This window comes from Bradyrhizobium sp. STM 3561, assembly GCF_045571455.1.
Lineage (GTDB): Bacteria > Pseudomonadota > Alphaproteobacteria > Rhizobiales > Xanthobacteraceae > Bradyrhizobium > Bradyrhizobium vignae.
Map to the genome: position 1 here is coordinate 4,253,959 of NZ_CP120695.1, position 25,475 is coordinate 4,279,433.

The window sequence follows — 25,475 nt, forward strand, 5'->3', positions numbered from 1 at the left end:
GACGCCCGCAAGTTTGCTTGCTAAATCCGGCTGGTTTTGGCCTATTAGCCGCCAGATACGCTTTCGGAGTGCCCGCGATGGTTCCTTTCTTCGTTCAGATCAAATGCAAGCTCGGCCAGTCCTATACGGTGGCCAATGCGCTTGCCGAAGCCGAGATCGCCTCCGAGATCTACTCCACGGCCGGCCAATACGACCTCCTGGTGAAGTTCTACGTCGACAAGGACACCGATATCGGCCATTTCGTGAATGAGAAGGTGCAGGTGCTGCCGGGCATCCAGGACACCCTCACCATCATCACCTTCAAGGCGTTCGGCACGGGCTAAAGCATGATCCGGAAAAGTGCGAAGCGGTTTTCCGGAAAGATCATGCGTAAACAACAAGCTAAAGCGCGATGACGATTCATCCAAATCTCATCGCGCTTTAGTCTTCTGCAGCGCTTGCTTGTCGGCCACGCCGCTCCGCAGCAAAGCGGCGCGTGGTTCATTTCGCCCGACGGGAGAGGTCGGAGCGCATCGAAGATGCGATCCGGGTGAGGGCTCCAGGTCTCAGTGGGCGCTACAGCCGCTCACCCGGATTGCTGCGCAATCCGACCTCTCCCCGTCGGGGAGAGGTGAACACGGACCGCCGCGACGACGTTCGTACCTTAGCTGCCCTGCTTGCGTTTCGGTGGCGTCGGCCCATCCACCGGCGGCAGCGATTTGAGGTACTCCGCCATCGCCGCGAGATCTCCGTCAGATAATTGCGAGGTGTTCTTGATCACGCGCGTCATCGCGCCGCCGACACTGTCGCCATCGGGCAATTCACCCGTCTTGAGGAAATAGGCGAGATCCTTCGCACTCCACTCGCCAAGGTGCTTCTGGGTGATGTTCGGGACCCAGCCCTCGCCTTCCGGATTGGGACCGCCGGCAAATTGTTGGCCGGCGATGATGCCGCCCAGCACATTGCGCGGGCTGTGGCATTCGGCACAATGGCCAAAGCTGTTGACGAGATAGGCGCCGCGCTTCCATTCCCGCGACTTGCTGCCATCGGCAATGAAAGGCTTTTCGTCCAGAAACAGGAATTTCCAGATCCCGATATTGCGCCGGATGTTGAAGGGAAGACCGACGTCGTGGTCACGCACCTTGCCCGCAACAGCCGGCAGCGTTTTCAGATAAGCAAAGAGATCGAGCACGTCCTCGCGCCTGGCGTGCTGATAGGAGATATAGGGAAACGCCGGAAAGTAATGCTGTCCGGCCGGCGAGACCCCGTGCATCACCGCATTGACGAAATCGGCGTCGGTCCATTTGCCGATACCATCGTTCGGATCAGGCGAGATGTTCGGCGCGTAGAACGTTCCGAACGGCGATTTGATCGCGACGCCACCTCCGAGCCTGAGACGATCGGGCTGGTTGGGAACGGCATGGCAGGACGCGCAACCGCCGGCGTTGAACATCACCTCCCCGTTGGCGAGATCGGGCACATGGGCCGGTGAATTGCCCACCGCCGCCACCCCCGGCGCGCTGAGCCACCAATAGATGCCGGAAGCAGCCATCGTGGCGAGCAGCGCCAGCAGAATTGTTCGTTGCAACATGCGCACCATTCACTCGTTGCGGCGAACTTATGACCGATCTCGTCACGGCTCCAGCCACGAAGAATTTAGCCCGCCTTGGCCGGAGACGGGAATAAACTGAAATGCCGGCTGTTGGAAGTTTGCCAGCCCGAACGGGTTCAACAGGGAGAATGCCATGAACAAGACCGTCATCGCCGTGTTCGCGCTCGGTGCCGTCGCTTTTGCCGGGCCGGCCTATGCCGAAAAGCTGAAAGCAACGCTCGACGGCAAGTCCGAGGTGCCCGCAACGACCACCAGCGGCACCGGAACGGCCGATCTGAACTATGATGCCGCCAGCAAGAAGCTGTCTTGGACCGTCACCTATTCCGGCCTCTCCGGCCCCGCCACCGCGGCGCACTTCCATGGGCCTGCCGAAGCCGGCAAGAACGCCGGCGTGGCGGTTGCCATCCCGAATGCCGCCTCGAGCCCGGTCAAGGGCGAAGCGACGCTCACGGACGCGCAGGCCGCCGATCTGCTCGGCGGCAAGTACTACATCAACATCCACACCGCGGCGAACCCGGGCGGCGAGATCCGCGGTCAGGTGACGAAGTAAGCGTCAAGGCTGCTTCGTCATGGAAAGGCCGGGTGCGACGGAGGGCGCGCCCGGCCTTTTCGATTCCGGAGGCGCTCAAGCCGCGTTCAGCGCCTGCGTGAGATCGGCGATCAGGTCCGACGGGTTCTCGATGCCGATCGACAGCCGGATCGTGGAATCGAGGACGCCGATTTTGCGGCGGATGTCGGCTGGAACGCCGGAATGGGTCATGGTTGCGGGCAGGCTCGCGAGCGATTCCGTTCCGCCGAGGCTCACTGCAAGCTTGAGGATCTGCAGCGCGTTGAGGAATCTGACCGCCGCCTCCTTGCCGCCGGCGATGTCGAACGAGAACGTGGATCCGGCACCGAAACACTGCCTCGCAAACGCGCGCCCGGCCGGTGACGCTTCCTCGAGATGACCGAGATAGTGGACCTTGGCGACCTTGGGATGACCGCGCAAGAAGTCCGCCACGAGGCGCGCATTGTCGTTGGCCTTCTCCATGCGCAGGCTCAGCGTCTCGAGCGAACGGTTGATCATCCAGCAGGAATGCGGATCGAGCTGAGTGCCGATCGCGCCCCGCAGCGCCTTGATGCCCTTCATGACAGCCTTCGAGCCGAGCGCGGCCCCCGCGATCAGATCGGAATGACCACCGACATATTTGGTCAGCGAATACAGCGAGAGGTCCGCACCGTGCTCGATCGGCCGCTGAAACACCGGTCCGAGCAGCGTGTTGTCGCAGGCGATGATCGGTGTGTGTCCCTGCGCCTTTCCGATCGCGTCGGCAACACGGCGGATCATCGCGATGTCGACTAGGCCGTTGGTCGGATTGGCGGGCGTCTCGATCAGGATCATCGAAACCCGTCCCTTGCCCATGGCCTGCTCCGACGCCTGCTTGACTGCCGTCTCGTCGATACCGTCGGCAAAGCCGACGGCGCCGATCGACAGACGCGCAAGCGTGTTCGTCAGCAGGGTTTCCGTCCCGCCATAGAGCGGCTGGGAATGCAGAATCACGTCGCCGGGGCGAACAAAGGCCAGGATCGTGGTTGCGATGGCCGCCATGCCGGATGAGAACAGCGCACAACTTTCGGTGCGCTCGTAGATCGCCAGCCTGTCCTCGACGATTTCGCTGTTGGGATGATTGAAGCGCGAATAGACGAGGCCTGCGCCCATGCCTTCCGGCGGCTCGCGCCGGCCGGCGACGTAATCGAAGAAGTCCTGCCCGTCCTCGGCCGTCCTGAACACGAAGGTGGAGGTCAGGAACACCGGCGGCTTGATGGCGCCTTCCGACAATTGTGGATCATAGCCATAGGTCAGCATCAGCGTTTCCGGATGCAGCATATGGTTGCCGATATGGGTCTTGGACGGGAAGGGTTTTGCCATGGCCTGTCTCGCTGTCTTGATGCAGGTGCTCGCCGCGGTTGGAACCTCCTGATCTCATGAGGCAGTCGGGAAGAGATGCGCCGACTCGCACCAACGCCGCGGCCATTGACTCAAAGATAGCTGTTCGGACCGCGATCCGTCAGACCTTGCGAACGGAAAAAGGCGGTTGCTTGCGCAACCGCCCTTCGATTCCGGTAGTTCGGATGACGACGAGTCTCGCCGTCAGCCGTTCTTCACGCGATAGGTTTCGTGGCAGCCGCCGCATTCCTTGCCGATCGCGGGCAGATTCGCTTTGAGCGAGTCGAGATCCTTGATCTTGCTCTTGGCTTCGCCGACGATCTTGCCGAAGCTCGCGATCTTCGCATCGAAGCCGGCCTTGTCCTCCCAGATCTTCGGCGAGGTCGAGTAGTCACCGTCGAGCTTCACGCCCTTGGCGCTGGCCGGAAACAGGTTCGGCAGCTTCCTGGCGGTATCCTCGAACTGCGCCAGCGCGCTGTTCACCGTGGCCTGGTCGTAGGGCTTCTCGCCCTTGACCATCGCCGACATCGCGCCGGCGTTCTTGCCATTGCCCTTCATCAGGGTCTGGACCTCCTTGATGGAATCCGGGTCCGCCCAAACCGCCCCCATACCGAGCAGCAGCGCGCCCCCGACAACCAACACTCGCTTCATTCGCAAAACCCCTTTTCATGATGCAGGATCGTGCCGACCCTTCGATGGCCAACACCGATTGGCAGATTTCATTCCATCCAGAACGCGACGACAGATCGTCGCGCTCTGCATGATCGTTGAGGATGATGTCCCCGCAAACGCGTTCTGCGTTTGCCCCGCAAAACGCGTTCCGCGTTTGCTTGGGGGAATCACAGGCTATGGCGGCGGTGATGCTCGTTGATCGCGATCCACACCCGCTCCGGCGTTGCCGGCATGTCGATATGGTCGATCTTGTATTCGCGCCAGAGCGCGTCGACGATGGCGTTGACGACGGCCGGACAGGAGCCGATCGCGCCGGCCTCGCCGGCCCCCTTCACGCCCATCGGATTGGTCTTGCAGGGGACGTTGTGGGTCTCGAACACGAAGGCCGGCCCGTCCGCCGCGCGCGGCAGCGCGTAGTCCATGTAGGTGGCGGTGATGAGCTGGCCGTCGGCGGCGCCATACACCACTTGCTCCATCAGCGCCTGGCCGATGCCTTGCATGGCGCCGCCATGCACCTGCCCCGCCAGCAGCAGCGGATTGAGCGTCTTGCCGAAATCGTCGACGATCACGTAGTTGACGATTCTGATGATGCCGGTGGCCGGATCGATCTCGACCTCCGCCAGATGCGTGCCGTTGGGATAGGTGCCGTCGGCGCTGGCGAAGGTCGCGCTGCCGTTCAGCTTCGCCGGATCGGCGCCGGGGCGCTTGGCGAGATCGGCGAAGGAGATCGAGCGGTCGGTGCCGGCGATCCGGATCACGCCGTCGGTGATCTCGAGGTCGCCGGCGCTCGCTTCCAGCGCCTGCGCTGCAAGCTCCTTCAGCTTCTTGCCGAGATCGCCCGCAGCGCGCTCCACGCAGACGCCACCGGTGGGAATCGAGGCCGAGCCACCGGTGCCGAGGCCCGTCGCGATCTCATTGGTGTCACCCTGGTGGATATGCACGCGCTCCGGCGGCAGACCGAACTGCTCCGCGACGATCTGCGCATAGGCGGTCTGATGGCCCTGCCCGCTCGATTGCGTGCCGATCAGGACGGTGACATCGCCATTGGGATCGAGGCGGACATTGGCCGTCTCCTCACCCATCACGCCGCAGATCTCGACATAGCTTGCGAGCCCAATGCCGCGGATCAGCCCCTGCTTCTTGGCCGCCTTGGCACGCTTGGGAAACTCCTTCCACTCGGCGATCTCCATCGCGCGCTTCAGATGCGCGGCGAAGTCGCCGGAATCATAGACCTTGCCCGTGGCCGTCTTGTACGGCAGCGCCTTGGGCGGGATGAAATTCTTGCGGCGGATGGCGTCCGGCGTCATATCGAGTTTTCGCGCGCAGGCATCGACGAGACGCTCGATCACATAGGCCGCCTCGGGCCGCCCGGCGCCACGATAGGCGTCCACCGGAACGCTGTGGGTGAAGATGGTGCGCACTCGGCAATGGAAGGCCTGGATGTCGTAGAGGCCCGGCAGCATGCCGGCGCCGCCATGCGGGATGTAAGGCCCGAAGGTCGAGAGATACGCGCCCATGTCGCCCATCAGGTCGCAATCCATCGCGAGGAATTTACCGTCCTCGGCCAGCGCCATCTTTGCGGTGGTGACGTTGTCGCGGCCCTGCGCATCGCCCATGAAATGCTCGGAGCGATCGGCCGCCCATTTCACCGCCTTCTTCAGTTTTCGCGCGGCCACCGCCATCAAAGCGTATTCCCGGTAGGGAAACAGCTTCGTGCCGAAGCCGCCGCCGACGTCGGGGCAGATCACCCGCATCTTGTCGGTGGGGATGTTGAGCACGTTCTGGCACAGGATGTCGCGCAGGCGATGGCTGCCCTGGCTGCCGACCGTCAGCGTCAGATGGTCGCGCTTGGCGTCGTATTCGCACACCGCCGCGCGCGTCTCCATGAAGCTCGCGACCACGCGCGGATTGACGATCGAGATTTCGGCGACCGCATGTGCCTTGGCAAAGGCAGCTTCCGTCGCCGCCTTATCACCGATCGAGACGTCGAACAGCACGTTGCCTGGCTTGTCCGGCCAGACCTGCGGCGCGCCCTTCTTCACGGCGTTGACGACGCCGGTCACCGCCGGCAGCGGGCTCCATTTGACCTCGATCGCCTCGATCGCATCCCGGGCCTGGTCGATGGTCTCGGCGACCACGAAGGCGATGGCATCGCCGACGTGGCGCACCTCGTCCTTGGCGAGGATCGGGTAAGGCGGGCCGGTGAACGGATCGGTCTCGAGATTGAACAGGCAGGGCAGATTGCCGAGGTCCTTGACGTCGTCGGCAGTCAGGATCAGCGCGACGCCGGGCAGGCCGCGGGCGCGGCTCACGTCGATCGTGTATTTGGCATGCGCATGCGGTGAGCGCAGCACCAGGCAGCGCAGCGCGGCCTGCGGCGCGTAATCGTCGGTATAGCGGCCCTTGCCGCGGATGAGCGCGTCATCCTCCTTGCGCAGCACGCTTTGGCCAACGCCGAACTTGATGGGAGCCGCCATTGTCTTTTCCCGTTCTCATGGTTGTTTTGCGAGCCATATTGCCGTGGAAAAAGTGGCAAGGCAAACAGGTTTAGGCGGGCACACTGGTGGCAGGCCGGGAAAGCACCGCGCACCCGTCACCACGGCGTCTAGATTGCACCGCGAAGCAGGACCTCACCTCCATACTTGAGGAGCCCGCCAAAAGCGGGCCTCTCGAAGGATCAGCAACGAAGACGCAGCCCACCAGGCCTCCTGACAAGTTACATGCCACCGCGCCTCCACGGATCCATCGCGCGATCTCTCAGCCTGTCGAGAGCCCTTGCAGACGTGAAGTAGTCGATCTCGGCTCGCGTCAAGCCGATATCCATCAGCGCCCTGTCACTCAGATCGTGCAAGTTGACTCGTGGGCTCTGGCGCCGCTCCTGAAAGGCGCGCCAGTATCGACCGAGCAGGCTCAAGACGATGGAGAAGTCGAGGCGAAGCCGTGCGGCATCGACCTCCGGCTCGCTTGCGCTGTTCGTCAATTGTGGTGGCATCGGATGCTCCTGCTGTTGAGCCGGCAAGGAGCGTGGCCACGAAAAAGGCCCCGTCCGATGCCGGCGGGGCCTGGTGGAAAAGATGTCGTCGTCGAATTCCTAGCGCACGACTCCTTCCACGGCCCAGCCGAAGCGGGTCATGTGGTTGAAGTTGACTTTGCGCGAGCATTTAATCATGGGGCGCTGTTAGCACGACAATCGCACAAAATCAAGAGATGTGCGGAGGTCGACTGCATCCTGGAGGCGAGCACCCTGCTCGCCTAAAGCGCGATGAGATTTGGATGAATCGTCATCGCGCTTTAGCTTGTTGTTTACGCATGATCTTTCCGGAAAACCGCTTCGCACTTTTCCGGATCATGCTTTAGCCGCGCACCAGCGAGACCAGCCAGCTGCGGCCGAACAGAGCGAGCATCGCGAGCGCATAGACGATCGTGCCGCCGACGGCGAGCAGGAGCAGCGTCACTTCGTCCCGGAAGGGCATCGTGCCCAGCCAAGAACCGCTGAAGCGTGCGATCAGCCAGAACGCGGCGGCGAGAATGATTCCGGTCAGCAGGAATTTGCCGAGCGACATCAGCCAGGCGCGGTCCAGAACGAGAAAGCCGCGCCGCACGGCGAAGAACAGCACCAGCAAGAGATTGGTCCAGACGCCGACGGCGGTTGCCAGCGCGAGGCCGATCTGGGCCAGCGATCCCATCAAGGCGACCTTCAGCGCGACGTTGACGGCAATGCCCGTAAGCGAGGCGCGGACCGGCGTTGCGGTGTCCTTGCGGGCATAGAAGGTCGCGACCGCACTGCGGATCAGCACGAAGGGGATCAGGCCGATGGCATAGGCCGCGAGCGTGGCGCCGGCGGCCGCGGCATCGGCCTTGGAGAACGCGCCGCGGGCGAACAGCGCGCGCATGATCGCGTCGGGCACGGTGATGAAGGCCGCGACGAACGGCACCGAGAACAGCAGCGTGAAATCGAAAGCGCGGCGCTGCGCCTTCATCGCGCCATCATGGTCGTTGGCCGTGATGCGCCGCGACATTTCCGGCAGCAGCACCGTGCCGATGGCGATGCCGATGACACCGATCGGCAGCTGATTGAGTCGGTCGGCATAATAGAGCGCCGACAGCGCGCCGGCGGGCAGGAAGGTCGCGATGATGGTGTCGGCGAACAGCGCGACCTGCGTGCCCATCGAGCCCAGCGTCGCAGGTCCCAGCGCTTTGAAAAAGCCGCGCACGTCTTCGTCGAGTTTCAAGGGCGCAAAGCGCGGCAGGCCGCCATGCCGCGCGAGATCGCCGGCGAGCAGGAAATATTGCAGGAAGCCGGAGATCAGGACTCCCCATGCGGCGGCATGGCCCGCGGTTGGAAACCAGACGGCAACCGCCAGCGTCATCATCATCGCGACATTGAGGAAGATCGAGGCCGCCGCGGCGCTGGCAAAGCGCTGCATCACGTTGAGCATGCCGCCATAGAGCGTGACCAGCGTGATCAACAGGAGATAGGGAAAGGTGATCCGGGTCAGCTCGATCGCGAGCTTACGCTGCTCGGCATCCTCACTGAAGCCGGGCGCCAAAATGCTCATGGCCTGCGGCATGAACAGCCAGGCGAGAATCAGCAGCACCACCTGCGAGGCCAAGAGCAGCGTGAAGATGCGGTCGGCGAACAAGTGTGCCGCCGCCTCGCCCCTCTCGCCATGGACATGGGCATAGGCCGGCACCCAGGCGGCGTTGAAGGCGCCCTCGGCGAAGATCGCGCGGAAATGATTGGGCAGCCGCAGCGCCACGAAGAAGGCGTCGGCCACCGGACCGGCGCCGAGGATCGCCGCGAGCATGATGTCGCGGGCAAATCCCGTCAGCCGCGAGAGCAGCGTGTAACCACCGACCGTGAAGATGCGTCCGAGCATGCGGACTCTTCTAGAGGCTTATCGGGCAGCCGATAAGGCTTTGAAGTCCGATGTGATCAAAAAAGACGGCTGCTCGGGGCTGATCACGTCTCCCGTAGGGAGAGGTGAAGAAATCAGCCCGCGAGCGCGCCGCGGACGGCGGCGATGATTCGCTCCTGGTCGGCTTCGGTCAAATAGGCGTGCATCGGCAGGCTGATGACGTCCTGCGACAGGCTCTCACAAGCAGGCAGGCCGCCCTCGGCGACCGGGTAGTGCTTGTAGGCGGTCTGCTGATGCATCGACTTGCCGTAGTAGATCGCGGTCGGCACGCCCTGGGTCTTCAGCGCGGCGGCAAAGCCGTCGCGGTCGGTGCCTTTGGGCAGGCGGATCGTGTACTGCGCCCAGACCGAGGTGTTGCCGGGCGCAAGGCGCGGCACGGTGACAACGTTGGACAGGCCGCGCGCATAGCGTTCCGCAACCCGGTTGCGGGCGGCGATCTCGTCGTCGAAGATCTTCAGCTTCTCGATCAGGACAGCGGCCTGCATGGTGTCGAGCCGGCCGGTCAGGCCAAGGCGGACGTTGTCGTATTTGTCGACGCCCTGCCCGTGCACGCGGATGCTGCGCAGCGTGGCCGCGAGCTCGTCGTCATCGGTGAAGATCGCGCCGCCGTCGCCGAAGCAGCCGAGCGGCTTGGCCGGGAAGAAGCTGGTCGCCGTGGCGTGTCCGAGCGTGCCGAGCTTGCGGCCCTTGTAGCTCGCGCCAAAGCCTTGCGCGGCGTCGTCGAGCACGAACAGGCCTTCGGCGCTGGCGATCTCGGCAATGGCGTCGTGATCGGCGGGCTGGCCGAACAGGTCGACCGGAATCACCGCAACCGGCTTGAGGCCGGCTTTCCGGGCGGTCGCGATGCCGCGCTTGAGCGACTCCGGGCTCATGTTGAATGTGGCTTCGTCGACATCGACATAGACAGGTGTCGCGCCGGTCCGCGCCACCGGCGAGGCGGTCGCGATGAAGGTGAAGGACGGACACAGCACGGCATCGCCGGGTCCGACATTCTTGGCCATCATCACCATCAGGATCGCGTCGGTACCGCTGGCGCAGCCGATGACATGCTTGGCGCCTGAGTAGGCCGCGAGCTGCTTCTCGAGCTCGAAAACCTCGGGACCATTGACGAACTGGCAGTGGTCCATCACCCGCTTGACGGCGGCATCGAGCGAGGCGCCGAGCCGGCGACGCTGCGAGGCGACGTCGATGAAGGGAATGGGTTCGGAACGCAGATGCTGGTTCATGACGCCTTCTTGAGTGGTCGACATGGAGAAGAGAGATCAGCCGGCAACGCGGCGCGGAGCCTTGCGGGCGGGCGCCGCGGCGGCGGGGCGCGACCGTGTTTCCAGGCACTGCGTCGCGATCTCGAGGCTGGCGACGCCTTCGTCGCCGGTCACTGCCGGCGTCTCGCCGTTACGCACCGCCTTCAAGAACGCGAGCAGCTCGGCGCGGAGCGGCTCATCATGGCCGACCGGCAGGTGCCGCATCGAGTAGCTGCCATCCGGCTTGAAGCCGAAGCACTCGGTGACCTGGCGCGTGAGCAGATCGCCCATCACGTATTTGTCGCGCGTGGCGACCGTGACGCTGCGCGCCTTGAACGGTGTCAGCCAGTTGGTGTTGATGTGGGCAAGCACGCCGCTCTCGGTGCGGAACTGCAACAGCGCGATGTCCTCGCGCTCGGCGACCGCGCTCGACAATTGCGGCTGCACCTCGACGATGTCGGATTCGGTGAACCAGCGGATCAGGTCGATGTCGTGCACGGCAAGGTCGATGACGACGCCGACATTGGACATCCGCGGCGGGAACGGGCCGACGCGGGTGATCGCGATGGAGAGAATGTCCTCGCCTGCGATCGCCTGCTTGACGGCGGCGACCGCCGGGTTGAAACGCTCGACATGGCCGATCATCAGCGTCACGCCGGCTTTTTGCGCGGCGGCGACGATCTCGCGCCCCTCCTCCACCGTCGACGCGATCGGCTTCTCGACCAGCACGTGGATGTTCTTGGCGATGCAGGCGAGCGCGACCTCGTGATGTAAATGGGTCGGCGCCGCGACGGTGACGGCATCGACGCCCTCGGCGAAGAGCTGGTCGAGCGTCTCGAAGCTTGCGCAATTGGCAAGTTCCGTGGCCCGCGCGCGATGCGCCGGCGAGGGATCGACGACGCCGACGAGGCTGACGCCGGGAAGACCGCTGAGCACGCGCGCATGGTTGCTGCCCATCACACCGGCACCAATGACGCCGACGCGCAAGCCGGCCTTTACCGGTGCAGACCCTTTGGAACTCATCTGAGCAAACCCCGATTCAACCCAAATCCCCGGGCCGCTTCTAGCACGGACGCCACATTTGTGGCGAATGCCGCCCCCGCGGGCCGGGACACGATTTGATTCAAAAAGTTACACGTTCCCCGGGCCTTAAGCCGAAAAAGATACCGCTTCTCGGCCCGGGTCGCGTGATTCGGAGTTTGCTGGTTACGACCTTTGATAGTCGTCTTCAATCCGTATGATGTCGTCTTCCCCGAGATAAGAGCCGGTCTGGACCTCGATCAGTTCCAGCTGGATCTTGCCGGGATTCTCCATCCGGTGGACCGCGCCCATCGGGATGTAGATCGACTCGTTCTCATGCACCGTCTTGACGGTTTCGTCGACGGTGACCTGGGCCGTGCCGCGCACCACGATCCAATGCTCGGCGCGATGGTGATGCTTCTGCAGCGACAGCCGTCCGCCCGGCTTCACCACGATGCGCTTGACCTGGTGGCGCTCGCCATTGTCGACGGACTGATAGCTGCCCCAGGGCCGGTGCACCTTCAGATGCTCCTCGGTCACCTTCGGCGCGACCGCCTTCAGCTTCGTCACCAGACGCTTCAGTCCGTTGGCATCCTTCTGGCGCGAGACCAGAACCGCGTCCGCGGTCGCGACCACGACGAGATCGTCGACGCCTTCGAGCGCGACCAGCGCGGAATCGGTGGTGACGTTGCAGTTGCGGGAATCCTCGAACACGGCGGTGCCGTGCGCCGCATTGCCCAGCGCGTCCTTCTCCGAGAGCTCCCACACCGCGTGCCAGGAGCCGACGTCGGACCAGCCGCACGACACCGGCACCACGGCGGCGCGCGAGGTCTTTTCCATCACCGCATAGTCGATCGAGATCGCTTTCGCCGCACCGAACGCTTCGGGCTCCAGCGTGACGAAGCCAAGATCGCGGCCGGCATTGTTGACGGCACCGGTGACGGCGTCGACGCTTGCCGCATCGACCCTGCGATATTCGTCGAGCAGCACAGCGGCCGGGAACATGAAGTTGCCGCTGTTCCAGAGATAGCCCGAATTGACGTAGTCGGATGCCTTCACCGCGTCCGGCTTCTCGACGAAGCGCGCCACCGCATGCACCTCGCCGGAGATCGCCTCGCCCGGATTGATGTAGCCGTATTCGGTCGCCGGCCGCTCCGGCTTGACGCCGAAGGTGACGATGCGCCCGGCGCTCGCAGCCGTGAGGCCTTCGCGGCACGCCGCGACGAAGGCGGCATTGTCCTGCACCACGTGGTCGGCGGCGAGCGCGAGCACGATCGCTTCACTGGCGCGGTTCTGCGCGAACACCGCGCCGGCGGCGATCGCGGGGCCGGAATCGCGCCGCATCGGCTCGAGGATCACGTCGGCCTCGATGCCGATCTCGGCGAGCTGCTCAAGCACCATGAAGCGGTAGGCCGCATTGGTGATGACAACAGGACGATCGAACAGCGAGGGATCGGACACGCGCAGCAGCGTGTCCTGGAAGGTCGAGCGTGTGCCGAACAGCGGCAGGAATTGCTTGGGCCGCACCTCGCGCGAAGCGGGCCACAGCCGCGTGCCGGCACCGCCGCACATGATCAGGGGGATTATGCGTTTGTCCATCGTGATCTCAAACCTTGAAGTAGTCCCGATACCAGGTGACGAAATTATGGACCCCATGCTCGATCGGCGTTGACGGTGCAAAGCCGGTGTCGCGCATCAAGTCCTCGACATCCGCGAACGTTTCCAGCACATCTCCCGGCTGCATCGGCAGCAATTCTTTGATCGCCGTCCGGCCCAGCTCCCGCTCCAGAAGACCGACGACGTGCATCAGTTCCTCCGGATGGTGATTGCCGACATTGTAGAGCTTAAACGGCGCATTTGCGGCAGCCGGATCGTCCGCAGGCACGAGATCGATCAGCTTGGATACGACACGGGTCACGTCATCGATATAGGTGAAGTCCCGGCGCATCTTTCCATGGTTAAAGAGCCGGATGGGCTTGCCGGCCATGATGGCGTTCACGAACAGAAACATGGCCATGTCGGGCCGGCCCCACGGCCCGTAAATGGTAAAGAAGCGCAGCCCCGTGACCGGCAGGCGATAGAGATGGCTGTAGGACTGCGCCATCACCTCGTTCGCCTTCTTCGTCGCTGCATAGAAGCTCACGGGATGATCGGTACGGTCCGCGACCGCAAATGGCAGTTTTGTGTTGGCTCCGTAAACGGAGGATGACGAGGCGTAGACGAGATGACGACAGTCGTTGTTGCGGCAGCCCTCCAGCACGTTGAGAAAGCCCACGAGATTGGAATCGACGTAAGTCTGCGGCTGCTCGATCGAGTAGCGCACACCCGCTTGCGCCGCGAGATGCACGACTTTGGCAAAACGATGTTGCGCAAACAGCGCCGCCATCGTCTCGCGGTCGGCGAGGTCGGCCTCGACGAAGGAGAAGCCGGGTGCGTCCCTGAGCAGCGCAAGGCGCGCTTTTTTCAGCGCCGGATCGTAATAGCTGTTGAGATTGTCGAGCCCGACGACGGCGCGGCCTTCGCCCAGGAGCTGCCGGGCGACATGAAAGCCGATGAAGCCGGCCGCGCCGGTAACCAAAATCGCCTGATCTGTCATCCTGTTCCCTAGGATCCGTGCCGACCCTGTTTAGCCGCCACGTTGACGGGGTCGCAATAGGCTCGCCGCTCCTGACGAGAACTCCTCGCAGCGTCCTTAACGACGGCTATTGCAAGATCGGCGCCAAAACCATACCAAAGCGGCCGAATTCGGCGCCTCGCGTCGGGTTGCCTCAAATCTTCGCAAACCCTGTCCATGCGGGCGAGATGCGCCGAATCCTGTTGTCGACGGCCAAAATCCTGATCTCCGCGGCCCTGCTCTATCTGGCGCTGCGCAAGATCGACCTGTCCGAACTGTTTTCGCGCTTCACCGTGACCAGCCTGTTCTGGATCGGCGTCGCGATCGCGGTCACGTTCCTGCAGATCTTCATCGGCGCGCTGCGCTGGCGCGAGATCAGCGCCGTCTGCAGCGCGCCGCTCGAGCTCGGCCGCGCCATGCGCTACAACGTGATCGGCTCGTTCTTCAACCAGACGCTGCCGTCGGCGATCGGCGGCGACGCGGTCCGGCTGTGGCTGGTCGCGCGCGCCGGCGCCGGCTGGCGTGCGGCGACCTACTCGATCTTCGTCGACCGCGCGATCGGCCTCATCGCGCTCGCGATCGTGATCGTCGCAAGCCTGCCCTGGAGCTACACCCTCATCACCGATCCACACGGGCGCTCCGCGCTGCTGCTCGTCGATCTCCTCGCGCTCGCCGGCGGTGTCGGCTTCCTGATCTTCGGCGCGCTGAAATGGCGCTGGCTGAAGACCTGGTGGGGGACCCATCACATTCACGCCTGTGCCGTGATCGCCAATCGCGTCATCTTCAGCCGTACACGCGGGCCGATCATCGCAATCCTGTCGATCCTCGTCCACGTGCTCGCCGTCGTCATCGCCTGGTGCGTCGTGCAGTCGATTGCGGCCCCGGTTCGCTTCAGCGACGTCTTTCTGCTCGTGCCGCCGGTGATGCTGATCACGATGATGCCGATCTCGATCGCCGGCTGGGGCGTGCGTGAGGCCACGATGGGCCTTGCGTTCGGCTTCGCCGGGCTTGCCGCCAATGAAGGTGTCAACGTCTCGCTGCTGTTCGGCGCCGTGTTCTTCATTGTCGGCGCATTCGGCGGCCTCGTCTGGATCCTCAGCGCGGAGAAAGCCGCGCAAGGATCGGCCCCAATCGGAGTGCCGGAGTGAGCTCGGCCGCCGATGCGCCCACCGGCGCGCTCGTGCTGCTTGCCGTTGCGCTCGCCGCGCTGATCTCGGCGCTCGTCACCTGGACCAGCCGCCCCCTGCTCCAGCGCTACGCGCTGGCCCGGCCGAACGCGCGGTCCTCGCATCGCGTCCCGACCCCGCAGGGAGCGGGCATCGCCGTGATCGCCGCGACGCTGATCGTCGCCTCGCTCTGGGGGGCCACGACCAACGTCGCGATCCCGCCGGCGCTGGTCGCCGCGACGGTCGTGATCGCATTGGTCGGCTTCGCCGACGACATCGTATCGCTGCCGGTGCTGGTGCGGCTGGTGCTGCAGGCTGCCTGCGTCGGCGCAGTGGTGTTCACCTCGCCCGAGACCGCGCGCATCGCGCCGGCGCTGCCGCTTCCGCTGGAGCGCGGCCTCATCGTCCTTGCCGGTGTCTGGTTCGTGAACCTCGTCAACTTCATGGACGGGCTCGACCTGATGACGGTGGCGGAAGTCGTGCCGGTCACCGCCGCGCTGCTGCTGCTGGGAATGCTCGGGGATCTCTCATGGCCGGCCGTGCTGATCGCCGCCGCGCTGTGCGGCGCCACGCTCGGCTTTGCGCCGTTCAACCGTCCCGTCGCAAAAGTCTTCCTGGGCGATGTCGGCAGCCTGCCGATCGGCCTCTTGCTCGGCTGGTGCCTGCTGGAGCTCGCGTTTCGCGGACAGACGGCCGCGGCGCTGCTGCTGCCGGCCTATTACCTCGCCGATTCCACCATCACGCTATTTCGACGCATCGCGCGGCGCGAGCCGTTCTGGTCGGCGCACCGCACGCATTTCTACCAGCGCGCCACTGACAATGGCTTCACGGTGCGGCAGGTGATCTGTGAGGTCTTCCTGCTCAACCTCGTCCTGGTAGGGCTCGCCATCCTCACCATCCGCGCCGCCGCGCCGGCGATCACCACGTTCGCAGTCGTTGCCGGCGCGCTCGCGGTCGCATTCGTGCTGCGCCGCTTCTCCCGGCCTCAGCGCTGCTGATCCGGCACCGCCAGGCGCAATCCCTCCTCGAGGGTGACCTGCGGCTGCCAGCCGGTTGCGATCGCCTTCGAGATGTCGAGCTCGAGCGAGCCGATCAGGCCGTCATGCATATCCTGGCGCCCCGTCACGCGGAGAACCGCGCTGAGCAGGCTTGGCGGTATGCCGAACAGCCGGGCGCTCTTGCCGGCAGCTCTCGCCAGGCACCTGACGAATTCAGGCGTCGAGACCTGCTCCCGGTCGGCCAGCAGGAAGATCTCGAATTTGCTCGCGGGGTCGGAATGGCCGAGCCGGTGCAGGATGAACGACGACAGGTTCTGCACGGAAAGAAAGTTGCGGCGATTGCGGATCGCGCCAAACGGCAGCGGCAGCCCCCGCCTGACCGCACGCATCAGCAGCGCAAAATTTCCCTTGGCGCCCGCACCATAGATCAGCGGCGGCCTGATCACCGAGATTCTCATGTCGCTGTCGTGCGCCAGCGCACTCAAGCCCGCTTCGGCCGCCGCCTTGGACGTGGCGTACAGGCCGCGCGGGGTCGGGACATCGCACTCGCGGAACGGCGCACGACCGTCATTGCTGCGGCCATGCACCAGAACGGTGCTGATGAAGATGAAATGGCGCACGCCGGCGACGGCTGCGCAGCGCGCCAGACGCAGTGTGCCCTCGACATTGACGTTGCGGTAGAGCTCGACCGCGCCCTCGTCGTTCTTGTGATGCACGCGCGCGGCGAGATGGATGACGGCGTCAACGCCTTCAAGCGCGGCCTGCCAGTCGGTCTCCGGGCCGACCGACGCGATCACGACCTCTCCGTCCGTGCCTTCCGGGCGGCGCACGGTGCGGCGAATCGACCAGCCCTCGCGTGTCAGCGCGCACACGACATGACGGCCGATGAAGCCACTCGCTCCCGTCACCAGCGCGACCGGCTTTGTCTCGCTCATTGTTGCTCCGACACAAGAGCTTTGCGCAACAATCCGTCGATCGGCACGATCACGCCGCGGTCGACCCGAATTCGGGAACGGCATCCTTCAGGATGGTTCTGATGGTCGTGCGGTCGTCGCGCGCGATCGCCTGCTCCAGCGCCGCGATCCATTTGCGCAGCGTCTGCATCGGCGGTTCGTTCGGCTGCGCGGCCATGATCCCGGCGACGCCGATCTCGCGGGTCGGTTCCTCCGACGCGAACAGGATCTCGTGCAGGCGTTCGCCCGGCCGCATGCCGGTGAACACGATCTCGATGTCGTAGCCGGGCTCGAGACCGGAGAGGCGGATCATGCGCTCGGCGAGATCGACGATCTTCACCGGCTGTCCCATGTTGAGCACGTAGACCGAGACATCCGGCCGCGCCGGTCCGAGCGCGTGCGTCGCCGCCGTGATGACGAGATCGCAAGCCTCGCGGATGGTCATGAAGTAACGGACCATTTCGGGATGGGTGACGGTGACGGGGCCGCCGGCCTCGATCTGGGCCTTGAACTTCGGCACGACCGAGCCGTTCGAGGCCAGCACGTTGCCGAAGCGGACCGAGATGAGCCGCATCGGCGGCTTGACGCCACCGCTGGCCGCAAGATCGTGGTCGAGCGCCTGGCAATACATCTCGGCGAAGCGCTTGGTCAGACCGAGCATCGATACCGGCTCGATCGCCTTGTCGGTCGAGATCATCACCATCGCTTCCGCGCCGGCGGCAAGCGCCGCATCGGCGACGTTGATGGAGCCGAAGATGTTGGTCTTGACCCCCTCGCTCCAGTCACGCTCGAGGATGGGCACGTGCTTGAGAGCCGCGGCATGGAACACGATGTCCGGCCTGAATTCGGCCATCAGGCGCGTGATGCGCTCGCGGTCGCGGATGTCGGCGATCCGCCCTTCGATGGTGGCGACGGAGGCGCGCGCAGCGAGCGTCTCCGTGACTGCGTAGAGCGCCGGCTCGGAATTCTCCAAGATCAGCAGACGCGCCGCGCCAAAGGCGACGACGCGCTCGCAGATCTCGGATCCGATCGAGCCGCCGCCCCCGGTGACGATCACCGCCTTGCCCTTGATCAGCGCTTCTAGGCGCGCATAGTCGATCTTCTCGCTCGGCCGCAACAGGAGGTCCTCGACGGCAACCGCGGTGAGCCGCGGCACCTCGCCGCTCTCCAGCGAGGGCATGCGGCTCACGATCACACCTAGCTTGCGTGCCCGCATCAGGATCGATTCCGGATGGGCTTCCGGCTCGAACGCCGACGGTGTCATCACGATACGGGCGATCGCCTTGTTGCGCTTGGAAAAATCGGTAATGACGTCTTCGATGTCATCGATGCCGCCCAGCACCGGCACGTTGCGGATGAGTTGGCCCAGATCGGCGCGCGAGGGCGACAATATGCCGACCGGCCAGATCCGCTTGATCGCCCCACTCTCGATCCCGCGCAGCAGCACCTCCGCATCCGCGGTGCGGCCGATCAGCAGCGACGGCGCGGCGCCATCGGTCCGCGCATGACGCCGCACCCGCGTATAGCGGAAATAGCGATACGCCATGCGCAGCGCGCTGAGGAACGAGATCTCCAGGAACCAATAGAGGACGATCGTTACCTTGCCGAGGAAGAAAGCGCCACGGACATTGGGGGCGACGAAGATATAGTCGAGCACGAGCAGGCCGACCGTCAGCACGGTCGCCGCGCGAATGATGTTCAGCGCGTCCGGCAGTGAGATGAACCGCCATTTCGTCGTGGTCAGGTTCAGGACGAAGAACACGACCACGCTGAAGGCGAGGAAATAGGGCAGGATCTGGAACAGCAGCGGCAAGCGTTCGAAGAACCCTTCGCCGCCCTCGAAGCGCAGATAGAAGGCGGCAAAAAGCGCTGCCGTGGTCGCCAGCAGGTCGTGGAGCGCAATCAGGAAATTGCGCGAGGTGAGATGCGAAAGACGCGTCATCCGCCGACCGATGAAAACCCAGTTAGATGCAACCTGACCGCGCTGATAGCTCATCTGGACAAGACTTGCCAGCCGCGCGACCGCTCAGGAACCGGCTTCCCTCATCTTCGCCTCGACCTGTTGTGCTCGGATCACCATGCCGCCGGCGACGCCGACCCCGATGACGTACATCCAGCCTTCATGGAAGTCGAACAGATGGGAATTGAACAGCGAGGTGAAGACGTTCTGCACCACGACCAGGAGCCCGATCCAGTTGGCAAGCCCGTCGCCGCGAAACAAGCGCAGATGCAATATCCAGATCGCGTAGAGAATGGCGATGCCGATCACGCCCCATTGCACGGCAACGTTCAGCGTCTGATTATGCGGGTTGCCGATCACCTCGGCAGATGCCTGGTACTGACCGGCGGGCGTCGCGACGCGTTCGAACAATCCGCGGGTCGAGCCGGTGCCGTGCCCTTTGATCGGCGCCTCCGCGAAGAAGCCGAGCGACTTGCGCCAGAATTCGAGCCGCAGGCCCGCCGAGGTCGGTTCGCCCTTTTCCATGTAGCGCGTGTAGTCGTCGGAAAACCTCTCGGCGGTATGGCGCAAATACGGCGAGGCCTGCCAGGCGAGAACGGCGCCGACGAGCAACGCGGCGGAGATGAGCGCGATACTACGCCATCTGAGGTGAAGCAGCGCGAACACGCCGAACATGATCGGAATGGTGACGAGCGCGGTGCGTGAAACCACCACGAACGCCATGTTGATGAAGAAGGTCAGCGCCAGTGCCGTCAGCAGCCCGGCGAACCAGTAGCGCTTCTCGCGCAGCAGCATCACGATCGGATAGGCGAGCGCGACGGCGCAGAGGGCGAATTCCTGGCTCTGGTCGATGTAGTTCTTGACGAAAATGCCGCGCTCCATGGGGTCGGTCTTGAGCGCGAGGTTCGGATAGAAGGCAACCAGCCAGGACATCACCGACAACAGGGCGCAGGACACCAGGAAGGCGACGAAGACCCACTGGCTGCGCGGCGAACGCTCGAAATGATAGAGCAGGACGGGCAGCACGAGCAGCTTGACGGTCGGATTGACCGCATAGAAGCGCGCGCCCCAGGCCGCATCCGACCACAGCGTTCCAACCAGCGCGAGCAGCACCAGCGCGATCGGCGCCGCACAGATCGGACGCTTCAGCGATTGCAGGAAGGCGCCGAAGTCGAGGAACGGCACCACGCAGAGCAGCATCAGCGCGTTGAAGATTCCCGCAAGCGACGTCGACCAGGGCAGCGAGGCCGCGGTCAGGATCGCAAACAGATCGACTGTGTCGCGCCAGGCCGTCGGACTGCGCAGGCGTCGCCGCAACATATGGCCGGGGGTCTCCCGGGCGAGTACCGTCACTTGTCCCCTCCCCGCGCGCGATGAACCAGCGCCGTCGTGCTGAAGCCCTGGAGAATGTCGACCAGCACGACCGTTCCGCCCGCGGCTTCGACCACCTCGTGGCCGACAACCTGCTCGCGGGTGTAGTCGCCGCCCTTCACCAGCACGCCGGGCTTGATCCTGGTGATCAGGTCGATCGGCGTGTCTTCCGCGAAGATGACGACGAGATCGACGGCTTCCAGCGCGGCGAGCACCTCGGCACGCGCGCGCTCGTCCTGCACCGGACGATCGGCGCCCTTCAGCCGCCGCACCGAAGCGTCGCTGTTGAGCCCCACGATCAGCCGATCACAGGCGGCACGCGCCGCCGTCAGCACCTTGACGTGACCGGGATGGAGTATGTCGAAACAGCCATTGGTGAAGCCGACGCGCTGCCCTTGCCTCCTCCATTCGGCGAGCTGCGCATCGAGCGCGGCCGGATCGAGCACGATCTTCTCCTCCGCCGCGAGAGTGGCATGCGGCAGGATCTTTCGTCGCAGCTCGGCCGCGCTCACGCTGGCGGTGCCCTGCTTGCCGACGGCGACGGCGGCGGCGGCATTGGCCACGCGCAGCGCCGTGTCCCAGTCCGCGCCGGCCGCAAGCGACACCGCAAGCGCAGCGGCGACGGTGTCACCTGCGCCGGACACGTCGCGCACCTTCACCGGGAAAGCCGGAACGTGAACGGCCCCGCCCTGCCGCGGCACCAGCGTCATGCCGTGCTCGCCCTGCGTCACCAGGATCGCGTCGCAATCGGCGAGCCGCATCACATCCTCGCTGGCCTCGACGATGCTCTGCACCGTCTCGGCGCGGCTGCGGGTCGCTTCCGAAAATTCCCTGCGGTTGGGGGTGAGCAGCGTAGCGCCGCGATAGATCGCCCAGTTCAGGCTCTTGGGATCGACGATCACGCGCTTGCCGAGCTTTCGCGCGGCATCGATGGTGTGGCGGATCACGCGCGCCGTCAGCACGCCCTTGGCGTAATCCGACAGCAGCACGATATCGGCGCGCGCGATCTGCGGCAGGATGGCGTCGATCAATTTCGTTTCGACGTCATCGGACGCAGGCAGCGCCTGCTCCCAATCCGCGCGCAGCATGTGCGTCGAAAAATGCTCGGAGACGAAACGGACTTTGCGCGTGGTCGGCCGCGAGGGGTCGCACACCAGCACGCTTTCGATGCCGGCTTGGTCATCGATCGCCGCCTTGAGCCGCTTGCCCGCATCGTCCTCGCCGACGAGGCCGACGAAGATACAGCGCGCGCCGAGCGAAGCGACGTTGCGCGCGACGTTGCCGGCGCCACCGACGTGGATCTCGCTGCGCTGGGCGGCGATCACGGGCGCCGGCGCTTCCGGCGAGATCCGCGACACCTCGCCATAGACGAACTCATCCAGCATGATGTCGCCGATGCACAGCACCGTGCGGCCTGAGATGGCTTGCGCGAGGGCATCGAAATCGAGAATGGGCGTCGGCATGGTCTGAAGGGCCTCAACGAAAGCGATCGGGCCGGTCGAGATAATCCCCGACATAGGCCTTCACCGCGTCCTCGAGCATCGTGAAGCCGCCGTTATAGCCGGCGCGGAGCAGACGATCGACCTCGCTCTGGGTGAAATACTGGTAGCTGTCGCGAATCTGCTCGGGCATGTCGATGTATTCGATGTTGGACCTGGTGCCGAGCGCCGCATAGGCAGCCAGCATGAGGTCCTTGAAGCTGCGCGCCTTGCCGGTGCCGACGTTGAACAGGCCGGACACCGACGGCGTCGCGAGCAGCCACAGGACGACGCGCACCACGTCGTCGACATAGATGAAATCGCGGCGCTGGTCGCCGTCCGCGATGCCCTCGCGATGCGACTTGAACAGCTGCACGACGCGGCCCGCCCTGATGTCGTCGAAGCGCCGCGCCAGCACGCTCATCATCGAGCCCTTGTGATACTCGTTCGGGCCGAACACGTTGAAGAATTTCAGGCCGGCCCATTGCGGCGGCAGCCGATCGCCGCGCGCGACGCGCTCGGCGACGGCGAGATCGAACAGGTGCTTGCTCCAGCCGTAGAGATTCATCGGCCGCAATTTCTTCAACGCCGGCAGCGAGGCGTCGTCGTCGAAGCCTGCCGTGCCGTCGCCATAGGTCGCCGCCGAGGACGCGTAGATGAACGGCACCGCGTTCATCGTGCACCAGTCCAGAAGGCGCATCGACAGGCGGAAATTGGTCTCGATGACGAGGTCGCCGTCGATCGCCGTGGTCGCGGAAATCGCCCCGAGATGGATCATGGCCTCCAACTTGCGGCCCTTCAGCCAGCCCTCCAGCTCGGCCGGGGGAACGATATCCACAAGCTGCCGCTTGGCCAGGTTGCGCCACTTGCCCTCGGTGCCGAGCAGGTCGCAGACCACGACGTCGCTGCGACCGGCCTCGTTCAGCGCGGCCACGACATTCGATCCGATAAAACCGGCCCCGCCGGTCACCAGCAACATTCCACCTACCTGCCCGATTTTTCTTAAGGTCCGACCCTGCCGTAGCGCATCATCCGCCAAAGTGTAAGCATTTTGGGCAGCCGCTTTTGCACTCGCGCTCTGCCTGCTTTACGTCCCGCCCCAGAGCGGCTAACCGAACCGCCACATCAGCTCGCCTTCGGCCCTATTAACGAATGAACAAAGATTCGCAACTTAGTGGACATGCAGATCGGGACGATACGCGCCCGATCCTGATCATTCCCTACATGTGGATCGGCGATTTCGTCCGGAATCACACCGTGGTGCGGGTCCTGAAGGAGCGGTGGCCGAACCGGCCGGTCGATCTGCTGACCACATCCCTGTGCGCGCCGCTGATCGATTACATGCCAGGCGTCCGGCAGGGGATCGTCTGGGACCTTCCGCGCAGCCGGCTGGCCGTGGGCCGGCAGTTCGGTCTGGCAAAACTGCTTCGAAAGCGGAACTACGGCACCGCCCTGGTGCTGCCCCGGACCTGGAAGGCGGCTATCGCGCCGGCGCTGGCCGGCATCCCCGAACGAGTCGGCTTCGTCGGCGAGTTCCGCTTCGGGCTGATCAATCGGTGGCGCTGGGGCGAGAAGAAGCTGCCCCGCTTCATCGACAAGAACGCCGCCCTCGCCCAGCCCGACGGCACCCCCTTGCCGGCGGAATGGCCGGTGCCGCAACTGCGCGTCCCGGCTGAAGAGATCGTCCGCTGGCGCCAGGCCAATGGCCTCAGCGCCGGCGCCGCGGTGGCGCTCGCCCCAGGCTCGGTCGGCGTCTCAAAGCGCTGGACCTACTATCCCGAGGCCGCCCGCCTGCTGGTCGAGCGCGGGCTCGAGGTCTGGGTGGTCGGCGGCCCCGCCGAAAAGAGCCTTGCCCAGGAGATCGTCGCCGCGGGCGGCCCCAAGGTGCGGGACCTCACCGGCAACGATCTGCGCAACGGCGTCCTCGCCATGGCGGCGGCGGGCGTTGCGATCTCCAACGATTCCGGCCTGATGCACATCGCCGCCGCGCTCGGCACGCCCACCATGGGCATCTTCGGCCCGACCAGCCCCTACCTCTGGGCCCCGCTGAACGGCCTCGCGGCAACGGTGGTGCAGGACAAGAGCGCGCTCGCCTGCCAGCCCTGCCAGAGCACGATCTGCAAGATGAACGACCACCGCTGCATGCGGGATATCGCAGCGAGCGAGGTGGTGGGGATTGCGCAGAGGGTGCTGGGTGAGGCGGGGGCGAAGGTTACGACCTGAGACGATCGGGGCTCGCGCCGATGATGGCATCCTGCCACTGTTTTGCCCGACGAGTCAAAGCGCCTGTTCGAAAAAACCGCAATCGATCTGACTGTCAGCCAAGTTCTTGATTTTGCTGGCCCCGGCTACTGTGCATGGGGTTGTTTTCGCAGTTTTTGCTTCGCAGCCCCGAGAGCTGTGCTCAGAGCAGCGGCCGATAGACCGCGCCGATGCGCGCCGCCTCGGCATCGAGGCTGAATCGTTCGAGCACCCGCGCGCGCCCGCGCGCGCCCATGGCCGTCGCAGCAGCCACATCGCGCATCAGTGGCTCCAGCGCGGCGACCAGTGCGTCGGCATCTCCCGTCGGAATCAGCACGCCGCTCACCCCATCCTCCACCACGAGCTCGGCAGCGCCGGCGCGTGCGGCGACCAGCGCGCTCCCCGCCGCCATCGCCTCGATCAGCGTCAGGCCGAAGCCTTCGTTGCGTGAGGTGAAGGCGTAGATCGTCAGCCGCTGATACCAGCGCTGCACCGCTTCGATCGGCAATTCGCCGGTGATGACGATGCGCGATTGCAGGCCCGCAGCTTCGATGCGCTTCTTCAGGTCGTTCGCGAAGGCCGTCTGCTCGGGTGTGACCTGCCCGACGATGACGGCGGTGAAATCGGGATAGCGCGGCAGCAAGCGGCACATCGCATCGACGAACACGTCGGTGCCCTTCTGCGCCCGCACGCGGCCGAAGCAGCCGATGGCGTAGCGGCCCGGCAGGCCGCTTTCGGCAAAGGCAGCAGCGCGATCGGCCGGCGGCGCGTAGACGTCGGTGTCGACGCCGTGCGGGATCACCGTCGCCCTCACCTTCAGGAACGAGGCCGAGAGATCTGACGTCGCGATGATCGCGTCCATGCGCCGGATCAGCCAGCGCGTGATCCAGCTGTGATGCCGCTGCGCCGCGGAGGTGAACACGAGCCTCAGCGGCCAGCCGAGCGCGCGCAGCACGACACCGGCGATCATCTCGTTGTTGCGGCGTGCATGCCAGATCACGGGTCGCTTGCGGCCCCACAGCTTCAGGAAATCGGCAACGCTCAGCCGCGCGATCCCCTCCGGCGCGTCCGAGCCGAACCATGCGGCGCGAAACAGCCTTGCCAGGCGCGGCGCCACCATCCGGTTGGTCGCGGTGACCCCGGAATAACGCCTGTGCAGATTTGGCACGATCACTTCCAGATCGCCGAGGAAATTCGCCACGTCACACTCCGTTTCGGAAAGTCCCTATACGCAACATTAAGCATAGTGACCAGTTCAGGTCCGCCGATACCCCCTCTTCACCACGCAAGCGCTAGCCTTGCGCGTTGATCGAAGACGGGT

The 25,475-nt window shown here is 64.7% G+C and carries 21 protein-coding genes; 5 read left to right on the top strand and 16 right to left on the bottom strand.

Going from position 1 to position 25,475, the window contains the following annotated elements:
* The first annotated feature begins 77 nt into the window (after positions 1-77).
* Positions 78-323, top strand: a complete 246-nt coding sequence (locus P6U28_RS20305; RefSeq protein WP_018642903.1) for an Lrp/AsnC family transcriptional regulator — start codon at positions 78-80, stop codon at positions 321-323.
* Between the two features lie 320 nt (positions 324-643).
* On the opposite strand, the gene P6U28_RS20310 is transcribed toward P6U28_RS20305, so the two are convergent.
* A complete protein-coding gene (locus P6U28_RS20310) occupies positions 644-1,570 on the bottom strand; it encodes a c-type cytochrome (RefSeq protein ID WP_407119679.1) in 927 nt (308 codons plus the stop codon).
* A gap of 154 nt (positions 1,571-1,724) precedes the next feature.
* On the opposite strand from P6U28_RS20310, the gene P6U28_RS20315 reads away from it, so the two are divergent.
* Positions 1,725-2,141 (top strand): CHRD domain-containing protein, encoded by a 417-nt coding sequence (locus P6U28_RS20315; RefSeq protein WP_122402371.1) that lies wholly within the window; start codon positions 1,725-1,727, stop codon positions 2,139-2,141.
* A 75-nt stretch (positions 2,142-2,216) separates the two neighbouring features.
* Here the strand turns inward: P6U28_RS20315 and P6U28_RS20320 are convergent, their stop codons facing one another.
* From P6U28_RS20320 to P6U28_RS20360, 9 genes are all read right to left on the bottom strand, one after another.
* On the bottom strand, positions 2,217-3,500 hold the full coding sequence (locus P6U28_RS20320; RefSeq protein WP_122402370.1) for a cystathionine gamma-synthase family protein: 1,284 nt from the start codon (positions 3,498-3,500) through the stop codon (positions 2,217-2,219).
* A gap of 222 nt (positions 3,501-3,722) precedes the next feature.
* Positions 3,723-4,169 carry a cytochrome c gene (locus tag P6U28_RS20325; protein WP_122402369.1) on the bottom strand — a complete coding sequence of 149 codons (447 nt, stop codon included), beginning with the start codon at positions 4,167-4,169 and terminating at the stop codon, positions 3,723-3,725.
* 188 nt (positions 4,170-4,357) lie between these two features.
* Positions 4,358-6,667, bottom strand: a complete 2,310-nt coding sequence (locus P6U28_RS20330; protein ID WP_122402368.1) for a xanthine dehydrogenase family protein molybdopterin-binding subunit — start codon at positions 6,665-6,667, stop codon at positions 4,358-4,360.
* A 239-nt stretch (positions 6,668-6,906) separates the two neighbouring features.
* Positions 6,907-7,182 carry a hypothetical protein gene (locus P6U28_RS20335; RefSeq protein WP_407119680.1) on the bottom strand — a complete coding sequence of 92 codons (276 nt, stop codon included), beginning with the start codon at positions 7,180-7,182 and terminating at the stop codon, positions 6,907-6,909.
* Positions 7,183-7,543: 361 nt separating this feature from the next.
* Positions 7,544-9,070 (bottom strand): murein biosynthesis integral membrane protein MurJ, encoded by a 1,527-nt coding sequence (murJ, locus tag P6U28_RS20340; protein ID WP_407119681.1) that lies wholly within the window; start codon positions 9,068-9,070, stop codon positions 7,544-7,546.
* 113 nt (positions 9,071-9,183) lie between these two features.
* Entirely contained in the window at positions 9,184-10,335 is a 1,152-nt protein-coding gene (locus tag P6U28_RS20345; protein ID WP_407119682.1) for a DegT/DnrJ/EryC1/StrS family aminotransferase, read from the bottom strand.
* Positions 10,336-10,371: 36 nt separating this feature from the next.
* Positions 10,372-11,376 (bottom strand): Gfo/Idh/MocA family protein, encoded by a 1,005-nt coding sequence (locus tag P6U28_RS20350; protein ID WP_407119683.1) that lies wholly within the window; start codon positions 11,374-11,376, stop codon positions 10,372-10,374.
* A 183-nt stretch (positions 11,377-11,559) separates the two neighbouring features.
* Positions 11,560-12,972: a mannose-1-phosphate guanylyltransferase/mannose-6-phosphate isomerase gene (locus P6U28_RS20355; RefSeq protein WP_407119684.1), complete on the bottom strand. Its 1,413-nt coding sequence runs from the start codon at positions 12,970-12,972 to the stop codon at positions 11,560-11,562.
* A 7-nt stretch (positions 12,973-12,979) separates the two neighbouring features.
* Positions 12,980-13,969 carry an SDR family NAD(P)-dependent oxidoreductase gene (locus P6U28_RS20360; protein WP_407119685.1) on the bottom strand — a complete coding sequence of 330 codons (990 nt, stop codon included), beginning with the start codon at positions 13,967-13,969 and terminating at the stop codon, positions 12,980-12,982.
* A gap of 206 nt (positions 13,970-14,175) precedes the next feature.
* Between P6U28_RS20360 and P6U28_RS20365 the strand changes: the two genes are divergently transcribed.
* Together P6U28_RS20365 and P6U28_RS20370 are read left to right on the top strand one after the other, a co-directional pair.
* A complete protein-coding gene (locus tag P6U28_RS20365; protein ID WP_407119686.1) occupies positions 14,176-15,135 on the top strand; it encodes a lysylphosphatidylglycerol synthase transmembrane domain-containing protein in 960 nt (319 codons plus the stop codon).
* Positions 15,132-16,151, top strand: coding sequence for an MraY family glycosyltransferase (locus tag P6U28_RS20370; protein WP_407119687.1), 1,020 nt, complete (start codon positions 15,132-15,134; stop codon positions 16,149-16,151). Before P6U28_RS20365 ends, P6U28_RS20370 begins: the two co-directional genes overlap by 4 nt.
* On the opposite strand, the gene P6U28_RS20375 is transcribed toward P6U28_RS20370, so the two are convergent.
* From P6U28_RS20375 to rfaD, 5 genes are all read right to left on the bottom strand, one after another.
* A complete protein-coding gene (locus P6U28_RS20375; protein WP_122402360.1) occupies positions 16,139-17,086 on the bottom strand; it encodes an NAD-dependent epimerase/dehydratase family protein in 948 nt (315 codons plus the stop codon). The two genes, P6U28_RS20370 and P6U28_RS20375, sit on opposite strands and share 13 nt — an antisense overlap.
* Before the next feature lie 49 nt (positions 17,087-17,135).
* The gene (locus P6U28_RS20380) at positions 17,136-19,046 is read right to left on the bottom strand and encodes an SDR family NAD(P)-dependent oxidoreductase (protein WP_407119688.1); all 1,911 of its coding nucleotides are present in this window, start codon (positions 19,044-19,046) and stop codon (positions 17,136-17,138) included.
* 84 nt (positions 19,047-19,130) lie between these two features.
* A complete protein-coding gene (locus tag P6U28_RS20385; protein WP_407119689.1) occupies positions 19,131-20,417 on the bottom strand; it encodes an O-antigen ligase family protein in 1,287 nt (428 codons plus the stop codon).
* Positions 20,414-21,898 carry a D-glycero-beta-D-manno-heptose-7-phosphate kinase gene (rfaE1, locus tag P6U28_RS20390; RefSeq protein WP_122406556.1) on the bottom strand — a complete coding sequence of 495 codons (1,485 nt, stop codon included), beginning with the start codon at positions 21,896-21,898 and terminating at the stop codon, positions 20,414-20,416. Before rfaE1 ends, P6U28_RS20385 begins: the two co-directional genes overlap by 4 nt.
* 13 nt (positions 21,899-21,911) lie before the next feature.
* On the bottom strand, positions 21,912-22,892 hold the full coding sequence (gene rfaD / locus P6U28_RS20395; RefSeq protein ID WP_407119690.1) for an ADP-glyceromanno-heptose 6-epimerase: 981 nt from the start codon (positions 22,890-22,892) through the stop codon (positions 21,912-21,914).
* A gap of 173 nt (positions 22,893-23,065) precedes the next feature.
* On the opposite strand from rfaD, the gene waaF reads away from it, so the two are divergent.
* A complete protein-coding gene (gene waaF, locus P6U28_RS20400) occupies positions 23,066-24,136 on the top strand; it encodes a lipopolysaccharide heptosyltransferase II (RefSeq protein ID WP_407119691.1) in 1,071 nt (356 codons plus the stop codon).
* 181 nt (positions 24,137-24,317) lie between these two features.
* On the opposite strand, the gene P6U28_RS20405 is transcribed toward waaF, so the two are convergent.
* On the bottom strand, positions 24,318-25,355 hold the full coding sequence (locus P6U28_RS20405) for a glycosyltransferase family 4 protein (RefSeq protein ID WP_407119692.1): 1,038 nt from the start codon (positions 25,353-25,355) through the stop codon (positions 24,318-24,320).
* Positions 25,356-25,475: the final 120 nt, after the last annotated feature.

Excerpts from the sequence above, each read along its gene's own strand:
- P6U28_RS20350 (WP_407119683.1), bottom strand. The coding sequence starts at position 11,376 with ATGAGTTCCAAAGGGTCTGCACCGGTAAAGGCCGGCTTGCGCGTCGGC.
- P6U28_RS20310 (WP_407119679.1), bottom strand. The coding sequence starts at position 1,570 with ATGTTGCAACGAACAATTCTGCTGGCGCTGCTCGCCACGATGGCTGCT.
- P6U28_RS20315 (WP_122402371.1), top strand. The coding sequence starts at position 1,725 with ATGAACAAGACCGTCATCGCCGTGTTCGCGCTCGGTGCCGTCGCTTTT.
- P6U28_RS20360 (WP_407119685.1), bottom strand. The coding sequence starts at position 13,969 with ATGACAGATCAGGCGATTTTGGTTACCGGCGCGGCCGGCTTCATCGGC.
- P6U28_RS20325 (WP_122402369.1), bottom strand. The coding sequence starts at position 4,169 with ATGAAGCGAGTGTTGGTTGTCGGGGGCGCGCTGCTGCTCGGTATGGGG.
- P6U28_RS20365 (WP_407119686.1), top strand. The coding sequence starts at position 14,176 with ATGCGCCGAATCCTGTTGTCGACGGCCAAAATCCTGATCTCCGCGGCC.
- P6U28_RS20320 (WP_122402370.1), bottom strand. The coding sequence starts at position 3,500 with ATGGCAAAACCCTTCCCGTCCAAGACCCATATCGGCAACCATATGCTG.
- P6U28_RS20375 (WP_122402360.1), bottom strand. The coding sequence starts at position 17,086 with ATGAGCGAGACAAAGCCGGTCGCGCTGGTGACGGGAGCGAGTGGCTTC.
- waaF (WP_407119691.1), top strand. The coding sequence starts at position 23,066 with ATGAACAAAGATTCGCAACTTAGTGGACATGCAGATCGGGACGATACG.
- P6U28_RS20305 (WP_018642903.1), top strand. The coding sequence starts at position 78 with ATGGTTCCTTTCTTCGTTCAGATCAAATGCAAGCTCGGCCAGTCCTAT.
- rfaE1 (WP_122406556.1), bottom strand. The coding sequence starts at position 21,898 with ATGCCGACGCCCATTCTCGATTTCGATGCCCTCGCGCAAGCCATCTCA.
- rfaD (WP_407119690.1), bottom strand. The coding sequence starts at position 22,892 with ATGTTGCTGGTGACCGGCGGGGCCGGTTTTATCGGATCGAATGTCGTG.
- P6U28_RS20380 (WP_407119688.1), bottom strand. The coding sequence starts at position 19,046 with ATGACGCGTCTTTCGCATCTCACCTCGCGCAATTTCCTGATTGCGCTC.
- murJ (WP_407119681.1), bottom strand. The coding sequence starts at position 9,070 with ATGCTCGGACGCATCTTCACGGTCGGTGGTTACACGCTGCTCTCGCGG.
- P6U28_RS20355 (WP_407119684.1), bottom strand. The coding sequence starts at position 12,972 with ATGGACAAACGCATAATCCCCCTGATCATGTGCGGCGGTGCCGGCACG.
- P6U28_RS20335 (WP_407119680.1), bottom strand. The coding sequence starts at position 7,182 with ATGCCACCACAATTGACGAACAGCGCAAGCGAGCCGGAGGTCGATGCC.
- P6U28_RS20330 (WP_122402368.1), bottom strand. The coding sequence starts at position 6,667 with ATGGCGGCTCCCATCAAGTTCGGCGTTGGCCAAAGCGTGCTGCGCAAG.
- P6U28_RS20345 (WP_407119682.1), bottom strand. The coding sequence starts at position 10,335 with ATGAACCAGCATCTGCGTTCCGAACCCATTCCCTTCATCGACGTCGCC.